Raw genomic sequence first — 20,065 nt, 5'->3', positions numbered from 1 at the left:
GCTCTATTTTTTGGCAAAGATACAAAATAATTATGATTAATGCTTAATACTTAATAATACAATTACACACGGCGTTCCCCAATTCAAAATTCAAAACTCAAAATTCATAATTACAAAAAGTGCCCAAGAGATCGTCTCTTGAGCACTTTTTTATTGTTTTTGCCGATTGCACTAATTTCTCTTCAAGTATAACCAGCCTGCTTGTTTTTGTTTTTGGTTGTTCTCATCTACGTATTCTATAGTGTAGAAATAAGTACCTTGTGGCAGTTTATCACCAGCTTCTATAGTTACACGTCCGTCAGAACGACCTGTAAATACGTTGCGTACGTTGTCGTAGCCTTCCACTTCAAACACTTGTACGCCCCAACGGTTGAATATACGCACCACATTCTTAGGATAGTTCTCTATACCTGCTATATGGAAGTGTCTATTCCTATCATTACCGTCTACTGATACCCCGTTGTAAACAATCAAGTTGTTTTCTACCTTTATTCTTACAGTAGCCGTTACACACGCTCCGTTATTATTGCAAAGCTCATATACAAAAGCATCGTTGCCTATAAAGCTGCTATTAGGTGTGTATTCTATTGTGCCGTCTGGTTTCACGGTAGTGGTACCATTTAGCGGCACTGTTACCACGTTAGGCATTGCGCCGTGAGGTGTATCGTTAGCCAATACAGCTATAGTTACAGGCGTATTGCGTACGGTAGTAGCCTCATCATCAGCAGCTACAGGCACAGGAGTAGGGGTAGGCGTAGCTGCAGGTACTATTACCACTACGGTAGCGGTACCGCATATAGTAGTTGCTGGCACACACACATTATAAGGTATTTCGTAGCTACCTGCTGGCGTACCTGGCAATACCATCACCTCGCCCGAAGTGAGTTTTATATAAGGCTTGCCTGTTTCTGGCACTGGTGCTGTAAGCGTTACGCTAGTTATCAATGGGTTGCTGATGTTGTTCAGCTTGTCATTAGTAAGCACGTTGCCCACTACCATATTACCGGTATAAGTAAAGGTTTCGCCGTTCACTTCTATAGTAGGAGTAGCGGTAGGTGTTACCACGTTCACGTTTATAAGTGAAGTAGCACAAGCGCGGTCGCTACCACGGGTAGCACAAATAGTGTAAGATATCGTATAGAAGCCTACGGTAGTATTTGAAGCTACATCTATCGTACCATCACTATTGAGTGTAAAGCCTGTAGGGGTAGCTGTCGTCCAAGTAAACGACACAGTACCTGTGGTTACTGGCTGACCTTCCAATGTATCGTTTGCCAATACACTTGCTATATGTCCGCCTGTTTCAGCATTGATATTAACGGTACCATCAGGCACGGCTACTATGTTGATAGGCGTTGTAGGCGTAGCCGTAACACTTGTTACATTCACCGTTACGGTGGTTACGCTGCTGCAACCTGTAAGCGGAGCAATACCACACAAGCTATAGTTGATAGTATACGTACCCGTAGCCACACCACTTGGTATTACTACAAAACCTGTATTAGTATCTATATAAGGCTTATCGGTAGCAGTAGGTGTAGTTTGTATGGTTACACTTCCTACAGTAGCCGTAGCGGTACCAATGCGGTCATTAGTCAATACATTGCTTGTAGTAGTATAAGTAGTACTACTTACCGTAAGGGTAAAGGTATCAGCATTAGCGGTAATTGTTGGAGTTGCCGTTGGCGAACTTACGCTGGTTACCACTATGGTAGCCGTTGCTACCGAGCAGTTAGTACTATTTATATTTTCACAAAGCTGATAACTTACTTCATAAGTACCCGAAGATGTTCCTGCAGGTATAGTAATCGTACCATCAGTATGAGTTTGAACACCTGCTGGCACAGTAAGCCAAGTAAGCGTTACAGAAGCCGTATTAGGTGGTGTTACTCCATTATAGCTATCGTTAGCAAGTACGCTGCTAGTAGTACCACCTGCAACATTCGTTACTGTAAAGGTATCAGCTGCGGCTGTTAGAGTCGCTTGTCCCACTACTACAGTGGCAGTGGCTATACCCGAACAGTTAGTTGGGTTTAGTGCCTCGCAAATACTATAAGTTACTATATAAGTACCCGAAGCGGTGCCTGCTGGTACGGTAATAGTACCATCAGTATTGGTGCGGATACCCGTAGGAACGTTATGCCAATGAAGCGTTATAGAGGCTGTATTAGGAGGGGTAACCCCGTTGAGTGTATCGTTTGCCAATACACTACTTGTTGTTCCTCCATTAGCACCATTAGCAATATGGAAATTATCATTATTATCGCCACGTGCTATTATTAGCGAAACTCCTACAGCTACCGTTACCGTTGCCGATGAACAGTTGTTGCTATTCAAGACTTCGCAAATATGGTATGTAAGCGTATAAATACCCGATGGCGTTCCTGCTGGTATGGTAATCGTACCATTGGTATGAGTTTGTATACCTGTAGGTACAGTATCCCAAGCAAAAGTTATGGATGTATTACCCGATAAGCCAATAATACCATTATATTTATCGTTGTCAAGTACACTACCTGTAGTTGTTGCTACAGAACCATTAGCAACTGCAAAGTCGTTATCTACGGCTTCGATAAGCGCTTGTCCCACTACTATAGTAGCAGTCGCTACCGAGCAGTTGCTGCCATTCAAGTTTTCGCAAAGTTTGTAACCTACTTCATATGTACCCGAACGTGTTCCTGCTGGTATAGTAATCGTACCGTCTGTATTAGTTTGTATACCCGTTGGTACATTCGTCCAAGTAAGCGTTACCGAAGCATTACCTACCAAATTGATAGTGCCGTTGTACCTGTCGTTTTCAAGTACGCTGCTGGTAGTACCGCCGTTAGCTCCGTTGGTTACTGTAAAGGTATCAGCTGCGGCTGTCAAACTTGCTTGTCCCACTACAAGGGTAACTGTAGCTGCCGAGCAGTTGCTGCCATTCAAGTTTTCGCAAAGTTTGTAACCTACTTCATAAGTACCCGAACGTGTTCCTGCTGGTACAGTAATCGTACCGTCTGTATGGGTTTGTACCCCTGCTGGTACGTTTGTCCAAGTAAGGGTTACCGAAGCATTACCTACCAAATTGATAGTGCCGTTGTACCTGTCGTTTTCAAGTACGCTGCTGGTAGTACCGCCGTTAGCTCCGTTGGTTACTGTAAAGGTATCAGTGCTTGCTGTCAAACTTGCTTGTCCCACTACAAGGGTAACTGTAGCTGCCGAGCAGTTAGTACCATTCAACTGTTCGCAAATGCGGTAAGTGAGGGTATAAGTGCCTGCGGGTGTGCCTGCAGGTGCAGTAATCGTACCGTCTGTATTAGTTTGTATACCCGTTGGTACATTCGTCCACGTAAGCGTTACCGAGCTGGTGCTTGGGTTCGCATTTCCGTTGAGGGTATCGTTTGCCAATACACTACTTGTTGTTCCACCATTAGCTCCATTAGGTATGCTGAAGGAAGCACCTTCATCTTTATGCGCTACGATAAGCGAAACTCCTACAGCTATGGTTACAGTTGCTGCCGAACAGTTGCTGCTATTTAGGTTTTCGCAAATATGATATGTAAGCGTATAAATACCCGATGGCGTTCCTGCTGGTACGGTAATCGTACCATTGGTATGAGTTTGTATACCTGTAGGTACACTATCCCACGTAAGCGTTACCGAAGCATTGCCTACCAAACCTGTCGTGCCGTTGTAGCTGTCGTCTTCAAGTACGCTGCTGGTAGTACCTCCATTGGCTCCATTGCTTATTACATAGTCATTATCTGTAGCTTGTAGCGGTGCTTGTCCCACTACTATCGTAGCCGTTGCTACCGAGCAGTTGTTATTACCTACTATGTTTTCACAAAGCTTATAACCTACTTCGTAAGTACCCGAACGTGTTCCTGCAGGTATAGTAATCGTACCGTCTGTATGGGTTTGCACCCCTGCTGGTACGTTTGTCCAAGTAAGCGTTACCGAAGCATTGCCTACCAAATTGTTAGTGCCGTTGTAGCTGTCGTTTTCAAGTACGCTGCTCGTAGTACCTCCGTTAGCTCCGTTGGTTACTGTAAAGGTATCAGTGCTTGCTGTCAAACTTGCTTGTCCTACTACTATGGTAGCCGTTGCTACAGAGCAGTTGTTATTACCTACTATGTTTTCACAAAGCTGATAACCTACTTCATAAGTACCCGAACGTGTTCCTGCTGGTATGGTGATAGTACCGTCAGTATGGGTTTGTACCCCTGCTGGTACGTTTGTCCAAGTAAGCGTTACCGAAGCATTGCCTGCTAAACCTGTCGTGCCGTTGTAGCTGTCGTTTTCAAGTACGCTGCTCGTAGTACCTCCGTTAGCTCCGTTGCTTATGGTAAAGGTTTCCGATACCACCGAAAGACTTGCTTGTCCTACTACTATAGTAGCAGTTGCTACAGCACAATGGTTGTTGTTTAGGTTTTCGCAAAGTTTGTAACCTACTTCATATGTACCCGAACGTGTTCCTGCTGGTATAGTAATCCTACCGTCAGTATGGGTTTGTACCCCTGCTGGTACGTTTGTCCAAGTAAGCGTTACCGAAGCATTGCCCGCTAAACCTGTCGTGCCGTTATAGCTGTCGTTTTCAAGTACGCTGCTGGTAGTACCGCCGTTAGCTCCATTGCTTATGGTAAAGGTTTCCGATACCACCGAAAGACTTGCTTGCCCTACTACTATCGTAGCAGTCGCTACAGCACAATGGTTGTTGTTTAAGTTTTCGCAAAGCTTATAACCTACTTCATAAGTACCCGAACGTGTTCCTGCGGGTATGGTGATAGTACCGTCAGTATGGGTTTGCACCCCTGCTGGTACGTTTGTCCAAGTAAGCGTTACCGAAGCATTACCCGCTAAACCTGTAGTGCCGTTATAGCTGTCGTTTTCAAGTACGCTGCTGGTAGTACCGCCGTTAGCGCCATTGCTTATGGTAAAGGTTTCCGATACCACCGAAAGACTTGCTTGTCCCACTACTATGGTGATAGTAGCATTGTCGCAAACAGTGATTGATACTACATCGGCACATATTTTATACCCTATAGTATATGTACCCGATTTTGTACCTGCTGGTACTGTTACGGTACCATCGGCGTTGAGGGTAGGCGTTGCGCTGCCCGCTGCTCCTGTTGCTGGAGTGGTTACCGTCATACTTACGGTAGAAGCCGTAGCCGTTTGCGTACCTATCTGATCATTATCAAATATAGTTATAGTACTACTGCCTCCATTAGCCCCATTAGCGATGGTCACACTATCAGTATTAGCTTTTATATGTGCCAAAGTAATAGTGCGGGTTTCACTTACCGCATTGCCAAAGAGGTCGGTAGCGGTAAAGGTAACGGTTACTACCCCGCTGTGGTTGCACAAGTTGGCAGGTTTTACTGCGTTGTAATTATTGGTGATGCTCACCGTACCACAGCTATCAGTAGCTGTAGCGGTGCCCAACCACTCGGTGATGCTGGCAGTAGCGTTTTTGCAATCTATTACCAAAGGTGCTGGTGCTGTAAGGGTAGGCGTAGCAGTATCATCTACCGTTACGGTTACTACAGCACGCGGACTTTCGCAGCCGTTGCTATTTACATATACCACATAACCCGATACCGTTGTTTTAGTAGTTACGTGTGTATTGATAGTAGGTACCGTGCGGGTAGTAGTAGCCGTAGCGGTATCGTACCACTGCAAGGTGTGCCCTGCCAATGGCGCTACATAAGTAGTAAGCGATACCACCGTGCTGGTAGCAGTAGGGCAAAGGGTAACCGTAGCACTTACCGTAGGGGTAGCGGTAGGTCTATCGAGTAAGTTTACAATGAGTGGTGTTTTCTCACTTGGGCACTTACCTGTAGCCTGCAACGTATAGAAATACGAGTAACCTGTATTTACATTATCAGTATCTGCTTGCAAGTACCATTGGTTATTGTTACGGATAAATATCCTTACATCACCACCGGTTATCACACTCTTAAGCGCTGACACTTTAGGCGTTTCGCTTGGCATTCTGCACACCTCAAAGGTTTTAGCAGTAGCAGTAGTAACGTTAGTGTTTTTGATAAGCACCAAAGGTACTTTGATACTGCGGCATTTGCCTGAGTCTTTACTACTAAAGTAAAGCGCACTATTCCAATCTACAAAAACGTTTGTTCCAAGCGGTCTATTTTCATCATTCTTATAAATATATACATCTTGGTAATTATAGGCTGTTTGCAATTGATCTGCCAACTCGCCTACGGTTACCTCCTCACATATCGTAATAGACTTTGTTTCAGCAAGAGTTATCGTACTTTGCGCCCATCTTACCGAATATACCATAGAGTCGCACCAACTTGGTTTTTGCAACTTAAAGTATAAATCTGTATATGTATATACTTCACTATCGTTATTAGTATACTCATCTGCTGTAGTAGCCTCTCGTTTGTTATAAAGTTTTATTGTAAGAGAGGTATCGGTATATATCGCTCCCAAGGCATCTTTTACATTGCCCGCAGTAGTTACCAAATTGTTACGATAACCTAAAGAAGTACATACTTTTACTAACTCATTTTTCGCTTGCAAACGATTGCTAAGATTAAAGCTAAGAGTAGCCGATTCCGTTACACATTCATATACGTTTTTAGCATATCTATAGCCTGTATTAGTTTCTACTAAGGCATTATCGGCTTGCTCTACACCATCTTTATAAATCACTACTTTAGCGGCATCTACAGGGTCTACCAAAGCTTTCAAACTTGCTATTGTAGTAATATCACAACCATTATTAGCAAGCGTTTTGTTAGTTACAGCTTGTTCTCCTTGTATGGTAATAGTATAAACTTTGGTAGAACAATACGCTGCTTTGCTAAAGCGCAAATAGCGCACTTCAGTTTTTCCATTTGAAGTATCAAGCGAGGTACTACCCGGTAGTTCTGAGCTTTCAGTTAAAGCATTTGCATACGATGTATACCAATGAAACTCTGGCTGTATAGTCGTAATAGTAGGAGTCCCCTCAGTGATAAGAGTTTTTACCTCATTTAAAGTTACATTAGGATTACATATCTTTACAACGTCTTTAGGGTTGTAATTTATATAAGGTTTTACTGTTAGTTTAGCTTCCTGATGAGTTGCTACCGTACCACAAGGGTAAAGTATTTCATAGCGGAAAGTGTGAGTACCCCAGCCCATAGGACCTGGTAAGCACCTTGATAGCGTATCTTTATTTTATCATTGCTCATCACAGGTATCTCACCAGTAGTTTCTACCACACGAGTAGTTACATTAGCTGGCAAGGTCATCGATGGAATATTGAAGATACTCATTATATCAAAGTCTTCATTTGCTTCCACACATTTTATCGTTTCGGCATTTGTAGGCGAAATAGAAGGTATCACAACCGCTGGATCCTGAAACTGGTAAGGCTGAATCGCATCTGATATACAGCCTTGTACTACTGTTTGCAAAGGTATCTTAAGGCGTACTTTATAGCTATGGGTAAAGTCGTCATTGGTAAGTGCATTAATAGTATAGGTAGTACCTGTTCCTCTAAACGTATTAGGTGCATCATCAGAACGATACCATTCTATAGTTACATTAGGTCCCAAATCTGGAACAGTAAGTTGTGCCGATTGCCCCACACAATAGAACCTTTGATTTGCCTCTATTGTAGGAGTACGCACATTGGCAATAGTAATCTCACGTTCTTTAGCTGCCGGACAGCTATCGGTTACCTTAAATTTATAGGCATCATTAGGATTGTTTACATCCAAATCTAAGAAGAAACTATCTCCTGATTGTACTCGATTTATAGGAATAGTAACACCCGACCCCGAATCAACACGGTGTACAAGCTCATAGGTATAGGATGGCGTTCCCCCTTGTGGAATAACAACCAAGTGGTATTTACCATTTGAGCAGCCAAAGCCTACAATCTTAGGTTCTTCCAAATCGCCTTTAAATTCTTTTTCGGCAAGTACTTGCAAGCATATATTGTTACCATCCAAGTCATTCACACGGCGTATCACACGGAATTTCCCTTTTTTACCTAAGCCCCAATCTGTTGTTTTTGTAGTATAGGTACCAAAGTTCATTCGAGGACGAACGAACTCAATCCATTCTTGTCTTGATTCGTCATAACGTTGTATTACAAAAGAAGTATCTTGTCCATCTGTATTATACGCTCTATAATCACCAATAGTTGCTGATACAGTAGGCTCACAACCCGGTAAAAACGTAACCGAATAAGTTTGCCCTTTTAGTGTTACACTTGGTGTAATTGTTTTACCACACGCATTGGTAACGGTAAGTGAATAGTTTCCAAAAGGTAAATCACGCACATACCAATTATTCTCTTTTTCGTGATGACTTGCATTAAGCGTATAGGGCAGCGCAAGCGAAGTGCTTCCTATATTACCTGTATCACTACCGTTATAACGCACTATCTTTATTTGGGTAATAGGGCTTCCGTAGTTTCTTATTATGTGTATCGATCCCTTAGTAGTGCCTGTAAGCGTAAAACCATCACAACTACCTGATTCATAAACACCTAAATTAGTAGCTTGTGGATTAGCATTATTAACGGTAACAGCTGGCATTAGGTAGCTACGAGTACTGCTACAAGTAGCATCTACCAAGCGAAAACGGAAAGTATCGCCATTGCGCAAAAATCGGGGTTCTACTACCGTTATAAACGAATCGGAGTTATAACGTATAGCTTTTAAGTATTTGCCTTGTAGCAAAGTATTGGTAGTAGTACCCAATTGGTAAAAGCCTGCTCCTGCATAATCAAAACCTGATGGTGCAGTATCTACTACCAAATAGGTATCAAGCGTAGGAGTGTCTTCTCGAGAATAACCATCTCTATATCTTATCCTAAGCTGGGTTGTATGGCAAGAAGATGGATCATTCCCTCCTGTATCTATCTCTGTTTGTACATTTTCTATAGGATTATAAAGATCACTGCTAACAGCAGGGTAAGTTGTTATTACCCCACACATATCCAACTCTGCTCCTATTTGCCAAGTACCGTATTCTTTTGCAATACGATGTTCTCTAAGGCTGTTAGCTATGGTAAAACCTTCTCCTCCCCAACCTGGTAGCAATGATAGATAAGTATCGAAGTCTTCTTTATTTGTAATAGTATAAGTAGGAGTATAGTGTTTTCCTGAAGGAGAAGTAAGCAATACCTTAAAAGTAAAAGGATAAGAAAATGCATTAGAATTATAAGCATCTGTCACACTTGTACCCATAAACCAAAGACGGAAAAAGTCTACATAATCACAATTGTACTCTCTAGGTTTTATATAGGTACTAACGTGTGTAATACTAAAAGAACTGCTGTTAATAGTAATAGGCTGAGGATTTTCGTATCTTCCACAAAAATTCTCTACTTTCACGAAATAAGTACCAGGAGCTAAGCCTGTAAAAACATTAGAAGTTTGCTTTATTTTCCCTGGTATATCTACTCCTGCATTATCTTTCAACGTATAGTATACAGGATAGTTAGCTTGTGTAACATTCACTTTTATACCCAAGCCCGAAGAAGCACAAGTAGCAGGTAATTGTGTTGTTGTGAAAGCTATTGTTTTAATATCCTTATCAACTTTAATATCTACTGGATTAGTAGTAATAGTAACACCTCCCCGAACTGCTATAAGATTATATATACCAGCTTCTAATGATATAGCCCCTGAAAGAGAACGAGGTGCGCCATAGTTAGTTTCATCTTTCTTTTTGCAAAAGAAGTTATATTGGCTATTATCAGCACCAGGACCTACAAGGGTAAATCGTATCGCTCCACTGCTACCACACCATTCGTGTTCTACCCTATAGGCAAGCTGCAAGGTAGTAACAGGATTGATAGTATAGTCAAACCCTGTTTGGTAAGTACAGCCCCCATTAATAGCTTTTAGGGCAAACCTACGAGTGGTATTTACCGCTCCTACATTGATATAAACAAAGTCCTGCCCTGTTGCTGTATACGTATAAGAATACGTAGCCCCAAGGTTATCGGAAAAAATGTAGGTAGTGCCCTGCAAAGGGTACTTAATTGTAAAAGTAGCCGTTGCCCCTTGTGTTACTTTATCAAAGTACGACACGTGGGTTTCTTTTAAGGCTTTTTGTGTATTGGGGTCGCACGTTTGGGCATATACGCCGCTCGTTGCGAGTGCCAATACCATCAGCAGGGCTATCAAAAGCCCTTTAAAAGTTCCGTTTTTTAGTTTCTGTATCATTTATTTTATTTTTACAACAAGAATACAGTAAAGAATACACTATATTCCGCCGCAAAGATACAACATTTTCTCTCACCACCATAAAATTTTAACATTCTTTGTGATTTCGCCAATTCCTCCCACCAAACAATAGTCTGCTAAGGCTTCCAAACTCATTAACTCTTTAAGCAATTTCTTTTGAGGTGCTTCTAATGCTTTGTTGTTTTTCAGTAACATATTTATAAATGTATTGGTAGTAATTTTTACAAACAGCATCTGCTTCAGGAGAACGTTCTACAGCTTTTAAAATATCTTCTAATGAAAAATGTGTTTCTATAAAATCTATTTCTTTGTCTGTTCCTCGCATCAGTGTACGTGCTATCATAAAATATTTGCTATCTTTCAGGCTTAATTCTTCAAAACGACAATCCCAAAACACACGTGGGTGTATATGGGCTTTAAATTCTTTATCTAAATCGGTGCTATTCATAAATATATTTTTTTGCAAAGATAAGAAATAATATTTAATGAGGCTAATCGTTATTAGGTAGAGCCCCCGCTGGCGCAAGCTTGCAGCTTGTGCCAATTCAAAATTCAAAATTCATAATTCATAATTCATCTGATAATCAATCACTTTTATTCAAATTGTAGGGGCGATTTGCAAATCGCCCTCACAAAACAAAACTTTTCGGACACCCTCAATTCAAAATTCATAATTCAAAATTCATAATTCCTCACCCCCGCTCCCCCCTCTCTTTTGGAGCGGGGGAACGGGGGTGAGGATTAAAAAAAGTATAAAAGTATTTTAGTAACCCTATTCCAAGTTCAGAATAGATTAGCGGTCAGCTAAAGGCACGAAGGTTCTTTCTTTGGCACCCACATACACTTGGCGTGGTCGTCCTATAGGTTCGCCGCCTTGTCGCATTTCTTTCCATTGTGCAATCCACCCTGGTAGCCTGCCTATAGCAAAGAGTACGGTAAACATTTCCAACTGCATTCCTAAGGCTTTGTAAATAATGCCTGAATAGAAATCTACATTAGGGTACAAGTTGCGTGATTTGAAGTAGTCATCTTCAAGAGCTACTTTTTCCAAATGTTTAGCGATGTCCAGCATAGGGTCGGAGATACCCAAGGCGTGTAGTACCTCATCGGCAGCTACTTTAATGATTTTGGCACGAGGGTCAAAATTTTTATACACACGGTGTCCGAAGCCCATTAAGCGGAAGGGGTCGTTTTTATCTTTAGCTTTGCGTATAAATTTATCTACATCGCCACCATCGTCTTTTATTTCTTGTAGCATTTCTATCACAGCTTGGTTGGCGCCGCCGTGTAGTCGCCCCCAAAGGGCTGATACCCCAGAGGATATACTTGCAAAAAGTCCAGCTTCTGACGAACCTACGAGGCGTACAGTAGAGGTAGAGCAGTTTTGTTCGTGGTCGCCGTGAAGGATAAGAAGTTTGTTAAGCGACCTTACCACAGTAGGGTTAATTTTATAATCTTCGGTAGGGATAGCAAAGAAGAGCTGCAAGAGGTTTTCTATATATCCCATAGAGTTGTTGTAGTAATTTACAGGCAAGCCTTCGCGCTTGCGGTACACCCACGTAGCCACGATTGTAACTTTAGCAATAGCCTTACAAACAGCCTGATAGACATCTTTGGGGCAATTAACATCTACAGGAACAGGGTTGAAGGCAGTAAGGGCGCTGGTGAGCGAAGAAAGTACGCCCATAGGGTGTGCCGAGCGTGGGAAACCGTCCAAAATATGGCGAATATCCTCGTGAATGAGGGTATATTTGTGGATAGTTTTCTTAAAGTCCGCATATTGTTCGGCAGTGGGCAGTTCGCCGAAGATGAGCAGGTAAGCCACCTCTAAGAATTCGGCGTGAGCGGCAAGGTCTTCTATATTATAGCCACGATAGCGCAGGATACCGCGTTCGCCATCAAGGAAAGTAATTGCGCTTTTGCAGGCACCTGTGTTTTTAAAGCCAGAGTCTAAAGTTATAAAGCCCGTCAAGGCACGTAACTTTTCAATATTGATAGCTTTTTCGTTTTCAGAACCTACTTCAATAGGGAAAGCGTATTCTTTGCCATCAAGAATTAATTTTGCTGTATTTTCCATAGTGGTAATGTTTTTTGGGGTTATTTACTATTTTTTAATTTTCATTCGCAAAGGTACGAAAATATTTTGAAAGAAAAAATAATAAATAAAAATATTTTTTTCAGCTAAAAAGTTACGTTTTTAGTATTTTATAATAAATATAGCATAAATATTTAGAAAAATATAATATCAATAATTTAAGAGGGTTGTTGTTGCATTATTCGCAAAAAAGAAGGTATTATTTTTTTATTGCAATCGCAAAATTTAAAACCATTCTAAGTTACTACCCCCCCCGCTGGCACAAGCTTCCCCCCCCACTGCTTATCCTTCGCTCAACCTTCGCTCAACCTTCGCTCAACCTTCGCTCAACCTTCGCTCAAGGTTCACTCAAGGTTCGATGAGAAGAATTTTGAATTTTGAATTGATGGGACTTTTGGGACTTGTAGGACTTTGGGGAGTGCGAGCCGCACAGGCAGATTTTTGGGACTTGGAGAGGTGATGTTCTAGAAAAAGAGGCTGTCCGAAAAGTTTTGTTTCGTAAGGGCGATTTGCCAATCGCCCCTACAATGTGAATAAAAGTGATTGATTATCAGAGTGATTAATTAACATCCCCCCTTAACACATACTCCGCTGCGCCAGCTCGCGGACTTCCTTCAAAAGGGGGAGGTGTGGCGCAAGTGTGGTGCAATTATAAGAGCAATTAACTTTGGCAAACTCTGAAAGTTTGCCAAAGTGTGTGGCGTAATCGTGCTTTTAAAACTTTTCGGACAGCCTCAGTGTAGCGCATTAAACATTATTTTGTATCTTTGCAAAAAATATAAATATGTTATGAATAACACCGATTTAGATAAAGAATTTAAAGCTCACATACACCCACGAGTGTTTTGGGATTGTCGTTTTGAAGAATTGGATATAGAAAAGGACAAAATTTTCATCATTGGTAGAGTTTTAATGAGAGGAACAGATAAAGAAATACGTTTTATAGAAGATAATTTTTCATTACAAGAAATAAAAGAAGCAGTTGAAAGATCAACGGAAGTAGATGATATATGTGTGAACTATTATACAAAATTGTATTTGTATGAGAGTAGAAGAAAACAAAGCAGTAGAAGCACCTCAAAAGAAATTGCCCCGCTGGCGCAAGCTTGCAGCTTGTGCCCAATTCAAAATTCATAATTCATAATTCATAATTCTCCCCCACTCACCCCTTATCTTCCCCTTATCTTCCCTGAAGGTTTGGCGAATTTTGAATTTTAAATTAGCAAAAAACTAACAACTAATTTTTATCATTTGTCATTTATGATTATTTTCGTACCTTTGCGGTGTTCAATTAAAAAATATCATTGATGAAATACATTACTTTTCTGCTAGTGGCTATCGCTACAAGTGTATCTGCACAAAATATGCACTACCCTACTACCGACCTACAACTTAGCAACCTCAAAGGCAAAGTAAAAAGCTTGCGCGCTATCCCCTATACTGTGGCTAACGGCAAAAAGGCTGCTATAGAAACCGACCTTGATACGGTAGCTAAAATTGCAAACCTCGATAACCTCCAAAAAGACTACAACCCCGAAGGTTATACTACCCAAACTCGCTTCTTCTTACAAAACGGCGAACTTTATGGGCGTATGGAAAACCACTATATTCACGAAGGCAAACAGCTTATCGTGTCTCGCTATAACTCCGACAAAACAATGTATGCTTATTCGCCCGAAGGCTACCTCACTAAAGAAGCTACTTACTCACCTGGGGGCTTTCTAAAAAGCCACTACAACTACCAACGTGACGAAAATGGCAACGTTACCCAAGAAGATACCTACCGTATGAACTCTTTAGAAGGTAGTATTGTATATGCTTACGACAAAAAAGGAGACGCTATTGAAAAAAAATACCTTGCTAATGACGGCTCTTTGCTACAAGCTGAAAAAAACAAATACAACAAACAACATTTAGTAGTACAAACACGCAATTACAACAGCAAAAACGACCTTTTAAGCACCGTAAAACGCAAATACAACGAAAATAACGACTGTATCAGCTTAGAAGCTCATATAAAAATCCCTAAAAAAGAGAAAAATATAGTTACTTATAGCTATGTATATGACGCTCACGGCAATTGGACAAGCAAAACTACTTACATCAACGGCACTCCGCTGCAAATTATAGAACGTACTTTAGAATATTATGAGTAACATTCACTATTTTGGGGTACGACACCTTTCCCCCAGTGCCGCATACCACCTCATAGAATTTTTAGAAAAACACAAGCCTAAATGTATCTTGATAGAAGGTCCCAGCGATGCGACCCCTCTAATGGCACAAATCGCTCAAAAAAACGTAAAACCGCCTATCGCTATGCTGGGTTATACTACCGAACTGCCTATAGAAACGGTACTATACCCCTTTGCGTCATATTCGCCGGAATACCAAGCGATATGCTGGGGGGTAAAAAAGAAGGTTACACTGCGTTTTATAGACCTTCCTTCGGAAAATATGCTCAAACTGCGCCAAGAACAACCTAAAAATGAAGAGGAAAACCTAAAAGCTCATAATTTTTACCGCTATCACAACCAACTTTACAAAGAAGTAGCCGAACAAAGTGGCGAAACCGACTACGAAAACTATTGGGAACGCAACTACGAGCACAATCTACAACCTAATACCTTTGCCCCTACCCTCGCCTTGCAATCTGAAGAAATGCGAAAAATGGTAGTGGATAAAGAACAAGAAGAAGCTCCTTTTGACTTTTCGTATAACCTTATCCGTGAGGCTTATATGAAACGTGAAATACAAAAAGCTCTAAAAGAGTTTAAACCTGAAGAAATAGTGGTAATCGTGGGGGCTTATCACCTGATGGGGGTACAAAATGAATTGCCCCCAATGAGTGATGACGAACTTAAAAAGTTGCCCAAAGCTACTTCGCAACTTACCTTAATGCCTTATTCGTATTTACGCCTAAGCAGCCGCACGGGCTACGGAGCGGGCAACAATGCTCCTTACTACTACGAACTGATGTGGCGGGCTATGCAAAATGACTCTTTTGACGATTTGGCAGCTACCTACCTCACCAAAGTAGCACAACACCTACGCGCTCAGGGGCAAAATGCCTCTTCGGCAAGTGTTATTGAAGCGGTACGCCTTGCCAATGTGCTCTCGGCAATGAAAGGGGGCGCTTACCCTGTGCTGGAAGACCTTCACGATGCTGTGGTTACCTGCTTTGGCGGAGGCGGGCTATCGGGGGTGGCAGAAGCTATCAACAAAGTAGATATAGGTACGGCTATTGGTAGCTTGCCCGAAGGCGTAAGTCAGACTCCTGTGCAGGAAGATGTAAACCAAGAACTGAAACGCCTAAAACTTACTAACTACAAATCGGCAGTAGCACAAGACCTCACCCTCGACCTTCGCGAAAACATCAAAGTAAAAACTAAAGAAGCAGCGTTTATAGACCTGAATCGCTCTACTTTCTTACACCGCTTAGAGGCTTTGGGTATTCACTTTGCCTCTAAAAAACAAATTACACAAGATAAAGCTTCGTGGGCAGAACAATGGGTACTACAATGGTCGCCCGAAGTAGAAATAGAAATTGTAGAAGCCAACCTAAAAGGTGAAACCTTAGAAATTGCAGCTGCTTATTCTTTAAAAGAACAGCTAAACGAGTGCGAAAATATAGCACTTGTAGCCAAAATCATACGCCAAACGTGCCAATGCCAGCTCAGCGATATTTTTACCAATGCTCTCACTACCTTACAACGCCTTTTGGTAGATACCAACAGCTTTAGCGAAACGGCTCTTGCTGCCCAAGAGCTATCGGTACTAATACAATACGGCGACCTTCGTCAGTTTAACCTCGAACCGCTAAAACCGATACTACAACAGCTTTTCTTGCGCGCTGCTCTCTTGCTATGCGATGCGGCTACTTGCGATGATAAAGCTTCAAAACCTATTGTTGAGGCTATGAATGTAATGGAAGTTATCGCTGAACAACAATACGAAATAGTAGATACCGAAACTTGGCAAAAAGAACTCACCCACCTTGCATGGCGTGATGACCTGAATACCAAACTATCGGGTACTGCCTTTGCTATTCTTTTAGAACACAACCTTGCTACTGAAGAGGATTGCGCTCGTGAGGTATCATGCCGCCTATCGGCAGGTACGCCCGCCGACTTGGGGGCTGCTTGGTTTGAGGGCTTTTCGGGGCGTAACCGCTATGCGCTGCTATCGCGCACTGTAATATGGCGCGAATTGGATAATTACATCAAACAATTAGACGAGGAACAATTTATGCGCTCGGTAGTGTTCTTGCGCCGTGCCTTTGCGAGCTTTGAGCCTAACCAAAAAAACAGCATTGGCGAACTGCTGGCTGAACTATGGGGCACTAACAAAGAGACTACAGCTGAACGACTTCAAGAAATACTTAACGAAACAGAAACCTCAAAATTAGACGAGCTGAACGACTTTGACTTTGATTTTTAACTCATAACCAAAAAATAACTATAAAATGAAAGAAGTATTTGTACTCTACAGAAAACTACGCGAGCGACAGCTCAAGCTGCTCAATAGTTTTACCCCCGAAGAATTGGCTATTATCCCTGCGGGCTTTAAAAATAATATTCTTTGGAACTTGGCGCATTGTGTGGTTACCCAGCAGCTGTATTGCTATGGCAATAGTGGTTTGCCTACGCACATAAGTGCCGAATTTACAGAGCGTTACCGCAAAGGAACTGTTCCCGATGGGCATATCCCTACCCAAGAGGAGATTGACGAGGTAAAAACGTTGCTTATCAGTACCGTTACTCAGCTGGAAACCGACTACAATAAAGGGATTTTTCAGCACTATAACCACTATGTAACGGGCATAGAATACGAACTGAACAACATAGAAGAAGCTATTTACTTCAACATCTCACACGAAGGGGTACACTTGGGCAGTGTATTGGCACTGAAGTGTGCTATCTCACAACATAAGAGAGCGTAACAAATGGTAAAAATAAAAGTATGCGGAATGAGGCAACCGCAAAACATCGGCGATATAGCGGCACTTAACCCTGACTATATGGGGTTTATCTTCTATCCGCCCTCACCGCGCTTTTGCAGTGGCAGCCTCCCTACTCTACCCGATACTATACAAAAAGTAGGCGTTTTTGTGAATGCTTCCTTGCAATATATAGAGGAGAAGATAAATACTTATCAGCTCAATGCCTTGCAACTACACGGCGATGAGTCTGCTGCGTTTTGCCAACAGCTGAAACAGGCATACCCACAACTTGCAATTATTAAGGCTTTTGCCATAGGCGATAAGGCTCATTTTGAACCGCTTGCGCCTTACCTATCTGTTACCGATTACTTCCTATTTGATACCAAAGGAGCAAACTACGGGGGCAACGGCACTGTATTTAACTGGGATTTGCTAAGTAACTATCCTTATAAGCAGCCTATTTTCCTGAGTGGTGGCATCGGATTGAGCGAAATTAAGCCAATAAAAGCCTTGTTGTCTACAAAAATTCCTATCTTTGCACTCGATATCAACAGCAAATTTGAAACCTCACCTGGTGAGAAGGAGGTGGCACGTGTGAGGGAATTTATAAAGCACTTTCAATAAACAAAAAATACAAACCCAAATGAAAAAAAGTACTATCTTAAACCTGCTACTAATTCTGTTTGTTATTTCATTTTTCGTTACTCCCTTAGGCTACGAAAGCAAGATATTGCTACAGCGTATTTTTGCCAGTGGGGTAGATATTATTCCTGCCAACGAGGCAAAACAGTACAACTTCAACTGGAAACTCAAAGAACGCAATAATGAGGAATTTTACTTTGCAAGCAAAGGTAGCAAACCTGCTTTTGTGTATTACTTTGCTTCTTGGCGAGCTATCAGTATCGCCGACCTTTACGCAGTGGAAAAACTGTACGATTCTTATAAAGACAAAGTAGATTTCTATATCATTACCAACGAGCTACCCGCACCTGTAGAGGAGATGATGCAAAAACGCAATTTCCACTTTAAGGTTACTTACCTAATTATGCAAGAAAAAAACATTCCTTTCGACCCTGAAGAGATACCATCGGGGTATATCTTAGACAAAAACGGCTACTTACGTGCTGAAAAACAAGGGATTGCTCGCTGGAACAGCGATAAGGTACACGAGCTGATAGATAGCCTAATAGTGCAGTAATATTAGTTTTTTCAATCTTTTATCAAAAAAAATAAGCGTATAGATATTTTAAATTCAATCTAAAATATTACCTTTGCACCCAATAATAGACATTATAGTCGTTTTTATTACGCAACACAAGGCTGTCTATTTTAATTAATAACATACTACAGAGAAATGGCTAAATACACAGAAGAGGAACTTAAACAAGAATTAGAAAATAACGAATATAAATACGGCTTTTACACTGATATAGAATCGGATACCTTTCCCAAAGGGCTTAGTGAAGAGGTGGTAATAGCCTTATCTAAAAAGAAAAATGAACCTGAATGGATGACCGAATGGCGCTTGCAGGCTTACCGAGCTTGGAAGGCTATGGATGTACCCCCACATTGGGCTAATGTTAGCTTTGAAACTCCTGACTTTCAGGATATTGCTTACTACTCTGCCCCTAAACAAAAACCAAAGCTCAACAGTCTTGACGAGGTAGACCCTCAGCTGCTGGACACTTTTAAAAAATTGGGTATTTCACTAGAAGAGCAAAAGCGATTGGCAGGTGTAGAAGAGGAAAAACCTGCGGTAGCGATGGACGTGGTTATGGACTCGGTATCGGTAGCTACTACGTTCCAAAAAACATTGGCAGAGCGTGGTATTATCTTCTGCTCAATGTCGGAAGCTATCCAAAAACACCCTGATTTGGTGCGTAAATATTTGGGTACGGTTGTACCTCAAACTGATAATTTTTATGCGGCACTAAACTCGGCAGTCTTCTCGGATGGTTCTTTTTGTTATGTGCCTAAAGGAGTGCGATGCCCTATGGAGCTATCTACTTATTTCCGTATCAATCAGGCTGGTACTGGTCAGTTTGAGCGCACGTTGCTTATCGTAGATGAAGGCTCGTACGTGTCGTACTTAGAAGGTTGTACAGCCCCCAAGCGCGATGAAAACCAACTACACGCGGCTGTGGTAGAACTCATTGCTATGGAAGGTGGCGAAATAAAATATTCTACCGTACAAAACTGGTTCCCTGGTGATAAAGATGGTAAAGGTGGGGTGTACAACTTCGTTACTAAACGCGCCTTAGCCGAGAAAAACGCTAAAATATCTTGGACACAAGTAGAAACTGGGTCGGCTATTACGTGGAAATACCCTTCGGTAGTGCTAAAAGGGGATAATTCTATAGGCGAATTTTACTCTATAGCGGTTACAAACCACTTTCAGCAAGCTGATACAGGTACTAAAATGATACATTTGGGCAATAATACCAAATCTACTATTATTTCTAAAGGTATTTCAGCCGGAAAATCACAAAATAGCTATCGCGGACTGGTAAAAGTTATTCCACGTGCCCAAAATGCACGTAACTTCTCACAATGCGATTCTTTGCTTATGGGTAACGATTGTGGTGCTCATACATTTCCTTACATAGAGGCTCAAAACCCTACTGCCCAAATAGAACACGAAGCTACTACTTCTAAAATAGGTGAAGACCAGATTTTTTACTGCAACCAACGTGGTATTGATACCGAAAAAGCTATTTCGCTTATCGTAAATGGTTTTGGTAAGGAGGTACTGAACAAACTTCCTATGGAATTTGCTGTAGAAGCTCAAAAACTTTTAGAGATTTCATTGGAAGGAAGTGTAGGATAACA

Annotated in this window: 11 protein-coding genes; 7 read left to right on the top strand and 4 right to left on the bottom strand. The window is 41.6% G+C overall.

Going from position 1 to position 20,065, the window contains the following annotated elements; translation table 11 throughout:
- Positions 1–171 precede the first annotated feature (171 nt).
- The 4 genes from J4N46_RS08595 to J4N46_RS08580 all read right to left on the bottom strand — a co-directional run bounded on the left by J4N46_RS08595 (position 172) and on the right by J4N46_RS08580 (position 12,276).
- Positions 172–7,134 (bottom strand): T9SS type B sorting domain-containing protein, encoded by a 6,963-nt coding sequence (locus J4N46_RS08595; protein WP_208058959.1) that lies wholly within the window; start codon positions 7,132–7,134, stop codon positions 172–174.
- Positions 7,077–10,178 carry a hypothetical protein gene (locus J4N46_RS08590; RefSeq protein WP_208058958.1) on the bottom strand — a complete coding sequence of 1,034 codons (3,102 nt, stop codon included), beginning with the start codon at positions 10,176–10,178 and terminating at the stop codon, positions 7,077–7,079. The genes J4N46_RS08595 and J4N46_RS08590 overlap by 58 nt, the downstream gene beginning before the upstream one ends.
- Positions 10,179–10,341: 163 nt before the next feature.
- A complete protein-coding gene (locus J4N46_RS08585) occupies positions 10,342–10,647 on the bottom strand; it encodes a DUF6922 domain-containing protein (RefSeq protein ID WP_208058957.1) in 306 nt (101 codons plus the stop codon).
- A gap of 345 nt (positions 10,648–10,992) precedes the next feature.
- The gene (locus tag J4N46_RS08580) at positions 10,993–12,276 is read right to left on the bottom strand and encodes a citrate synthase (RefSeq protein ID WP_208058956.1); all 1,284 of its coding nucleotides are present in this window, start codon (positions 12,274–12,276) and stop codon (positions 10,993–10,995) included.
- 807 nt (positions 12,277–13,083) lie between these two features.
- Here J4N46_RS08580 and J4N46_RS08575 point away from each other — a divergent pair.
- The 7 genes from J4N46_RS08575 to sufB all read left to right on the top strand — a co-directional run bounded on the left by J4N46_RS08575 (position 13,084) and on the right by sufB (position 20,063).
- Positions 13,084–13,431 (top strand): DUF6922 domain-containing protein, encoded by a 348-nt coding sequence (locus J4N46_RS08575; RefSeq protein ID WP_208058955.1) that lies wholly within the window; start codon positions 13,084–13,086, stop codon positions 13,429–13,431.
- A 170-nt stretch (positions 13,432–13,601) separates the two neighbouring features.
- Positions 13,602–14,450, top strand: coding sequence for a hypothetical protein (locus J4N46_RS08570; RefSeq protein WP_208058954.1), 849 nt, complete (start codon positions 13,602–13,604; stop codon positions 14,448–14,450).
- Positions 14,443–16,734, top strand: coding sequence for a DUF5682 family protein (locus J4N46_RS08565; protein WP_208058953.1), 2,292 nt, complete (start codon positions 14,443–14,445; stop codon positions 16,732–16,734). The genes J4N46_RS08570 and J4N46_RS08565 overlap by 8 nt, the downstream gene beginning before the upstream one ends.
- A 25-nt stretch (positions 16,735–16,759) precedes the next feature.
- Complete coding sequence (locus J4N46_RS08560; RefSeq protein ID WP_208058952.1) at positions 16,760–17,236, top strand: DinB family protein; 477 nt, start codon at positions 16,760–16,762, stop codon at positions 17,234–17,236.
- Between the two features lie 27 nt (positions 17,237–17,263).
- Complete coding sequence (locus J4N46_RS08555; protein WP_236013900.1) at positions 17,264–17,860, top strand: phosphoribosylanthranilate isomerase; 597 nt, start codon at positions 17,264–17,266, stop codon at positions 17,858–17,860.
- 19 nt (positions 17,861–17,879) lie between these two features.
- A complete protein-coding gene (locus J4N46_RS08550; RefSeq protein WP_009416660.1) occupies positions 17,880–18,434 on the top strand; it encodes a TlpA family protein disulfide reductase in 555 nt (184 codons plus the stop codon).
- A 156-nt stretch (positions 18,435–18,590) separates the two neighbouring features.
- Entirely contained in the window at positions 18,591–20,063 is a 1,473-nt protein-coding gene (sufB, locus tag J4N46_RS08545; RefSeq protein ID WP_208058950.1) for a Fe-S cluster assembly protein SufB, read from the top strand.
- Positions 20,064–20,065: the final 2 nt, after the last annotated feature.

The organism is Capnocytophaga bilenii, from assembly GCF_017565765.1.
GTDB classification, from domain to species: domain Bacteria; phylum Bacteroidota; class Bacteroidia; order Flavobacteriales; family Flavobacteriaceae; genus Capnocytophaga; species Capnocytophaga bilenii.
This window is presented reverse-complemented; position numbering and strand designations above follow the sequence as displayed.

Excerpts from the sequence above, each read along its gene's own strand:
- J4N46_RS08590 (WP_208058958.1), bottom strand. The coding sequence starts at position 10,178 with ATGATACAGAAACTAAAAAACGGAACTTTTAAAGGGCTTTTGATAGCC.
- J4N46_RS08555 (WP_236013900.1), top strand. The coding sequence starts at position 17,264 with ATGAGGCAACCGCAAAACATCGGCGATATAGCGGCACTTAACCCTGAC.
- J4N46_RS08595 (WP_208058959.1), bottom strand. The coding sequence starts at position 7,134 with ATGGGCTGGGGTACTCACACTTTCCGCTATGAAATACTTTACCCTTGT.
- J4N46_RS08565 (WP_208058953.1), top strand. The coding sequence starts at position 14,443 with ATGAGTAACATTCACTATTTTGGGGTACGACACCTTTCCCCCAGTGCC.
- sufB (WP_208058950.1), top strand. The coding sequence starts at position 18,591 with ATGGCTAAATACACAGAAGAGGAACTTAAACAAGAATTAGAAAATAAC.
- J4N46_RS08560 (WP_208058952.1), top strand. The coding sequence starts at position 16,760 with ATGAAAGAAGTATTTGTACTCTACAGAAAACTACGCGAGCGACAGCTC.
- J4N46_RS08585 (WP_208058957.1), bottom strand. The coding sequence starts at position 10,647 with ATGAATAGCACCGATTTAGATAAAGAATTTAAAGCCCATATACACCCA.
- J4N46_RS08575 (WP_208058955.1), top strand. The coding sequence starts at position 13,084 with ATGAATAACACCGATTTAGATAAAGAATTTAAAGCTCACATACACCCA.
- J4N46_RS08570 (WP_208058954.1), top strand. The coding sequence starts at position 13,602 with ATGAAATACATTACTTTTCTGCTAGTGGCTATCGCTACAAGTGTATCT.
- J4N46_RS08580 (WP_208058956.1), bottom strand. The coding sequence starts at position 12,276 with ATGGAAAATACAGCAAAATTAATTCTTGATGGCAAAGAATACGCTTTC.
- J4N46_RS08550 (WP_009416660.1), top strand. The coding sequence starts at position 17,880 with ATGAAAAAAAGTACTATCTTAAACCTGCTACTAATTCTGTTTGTTATT.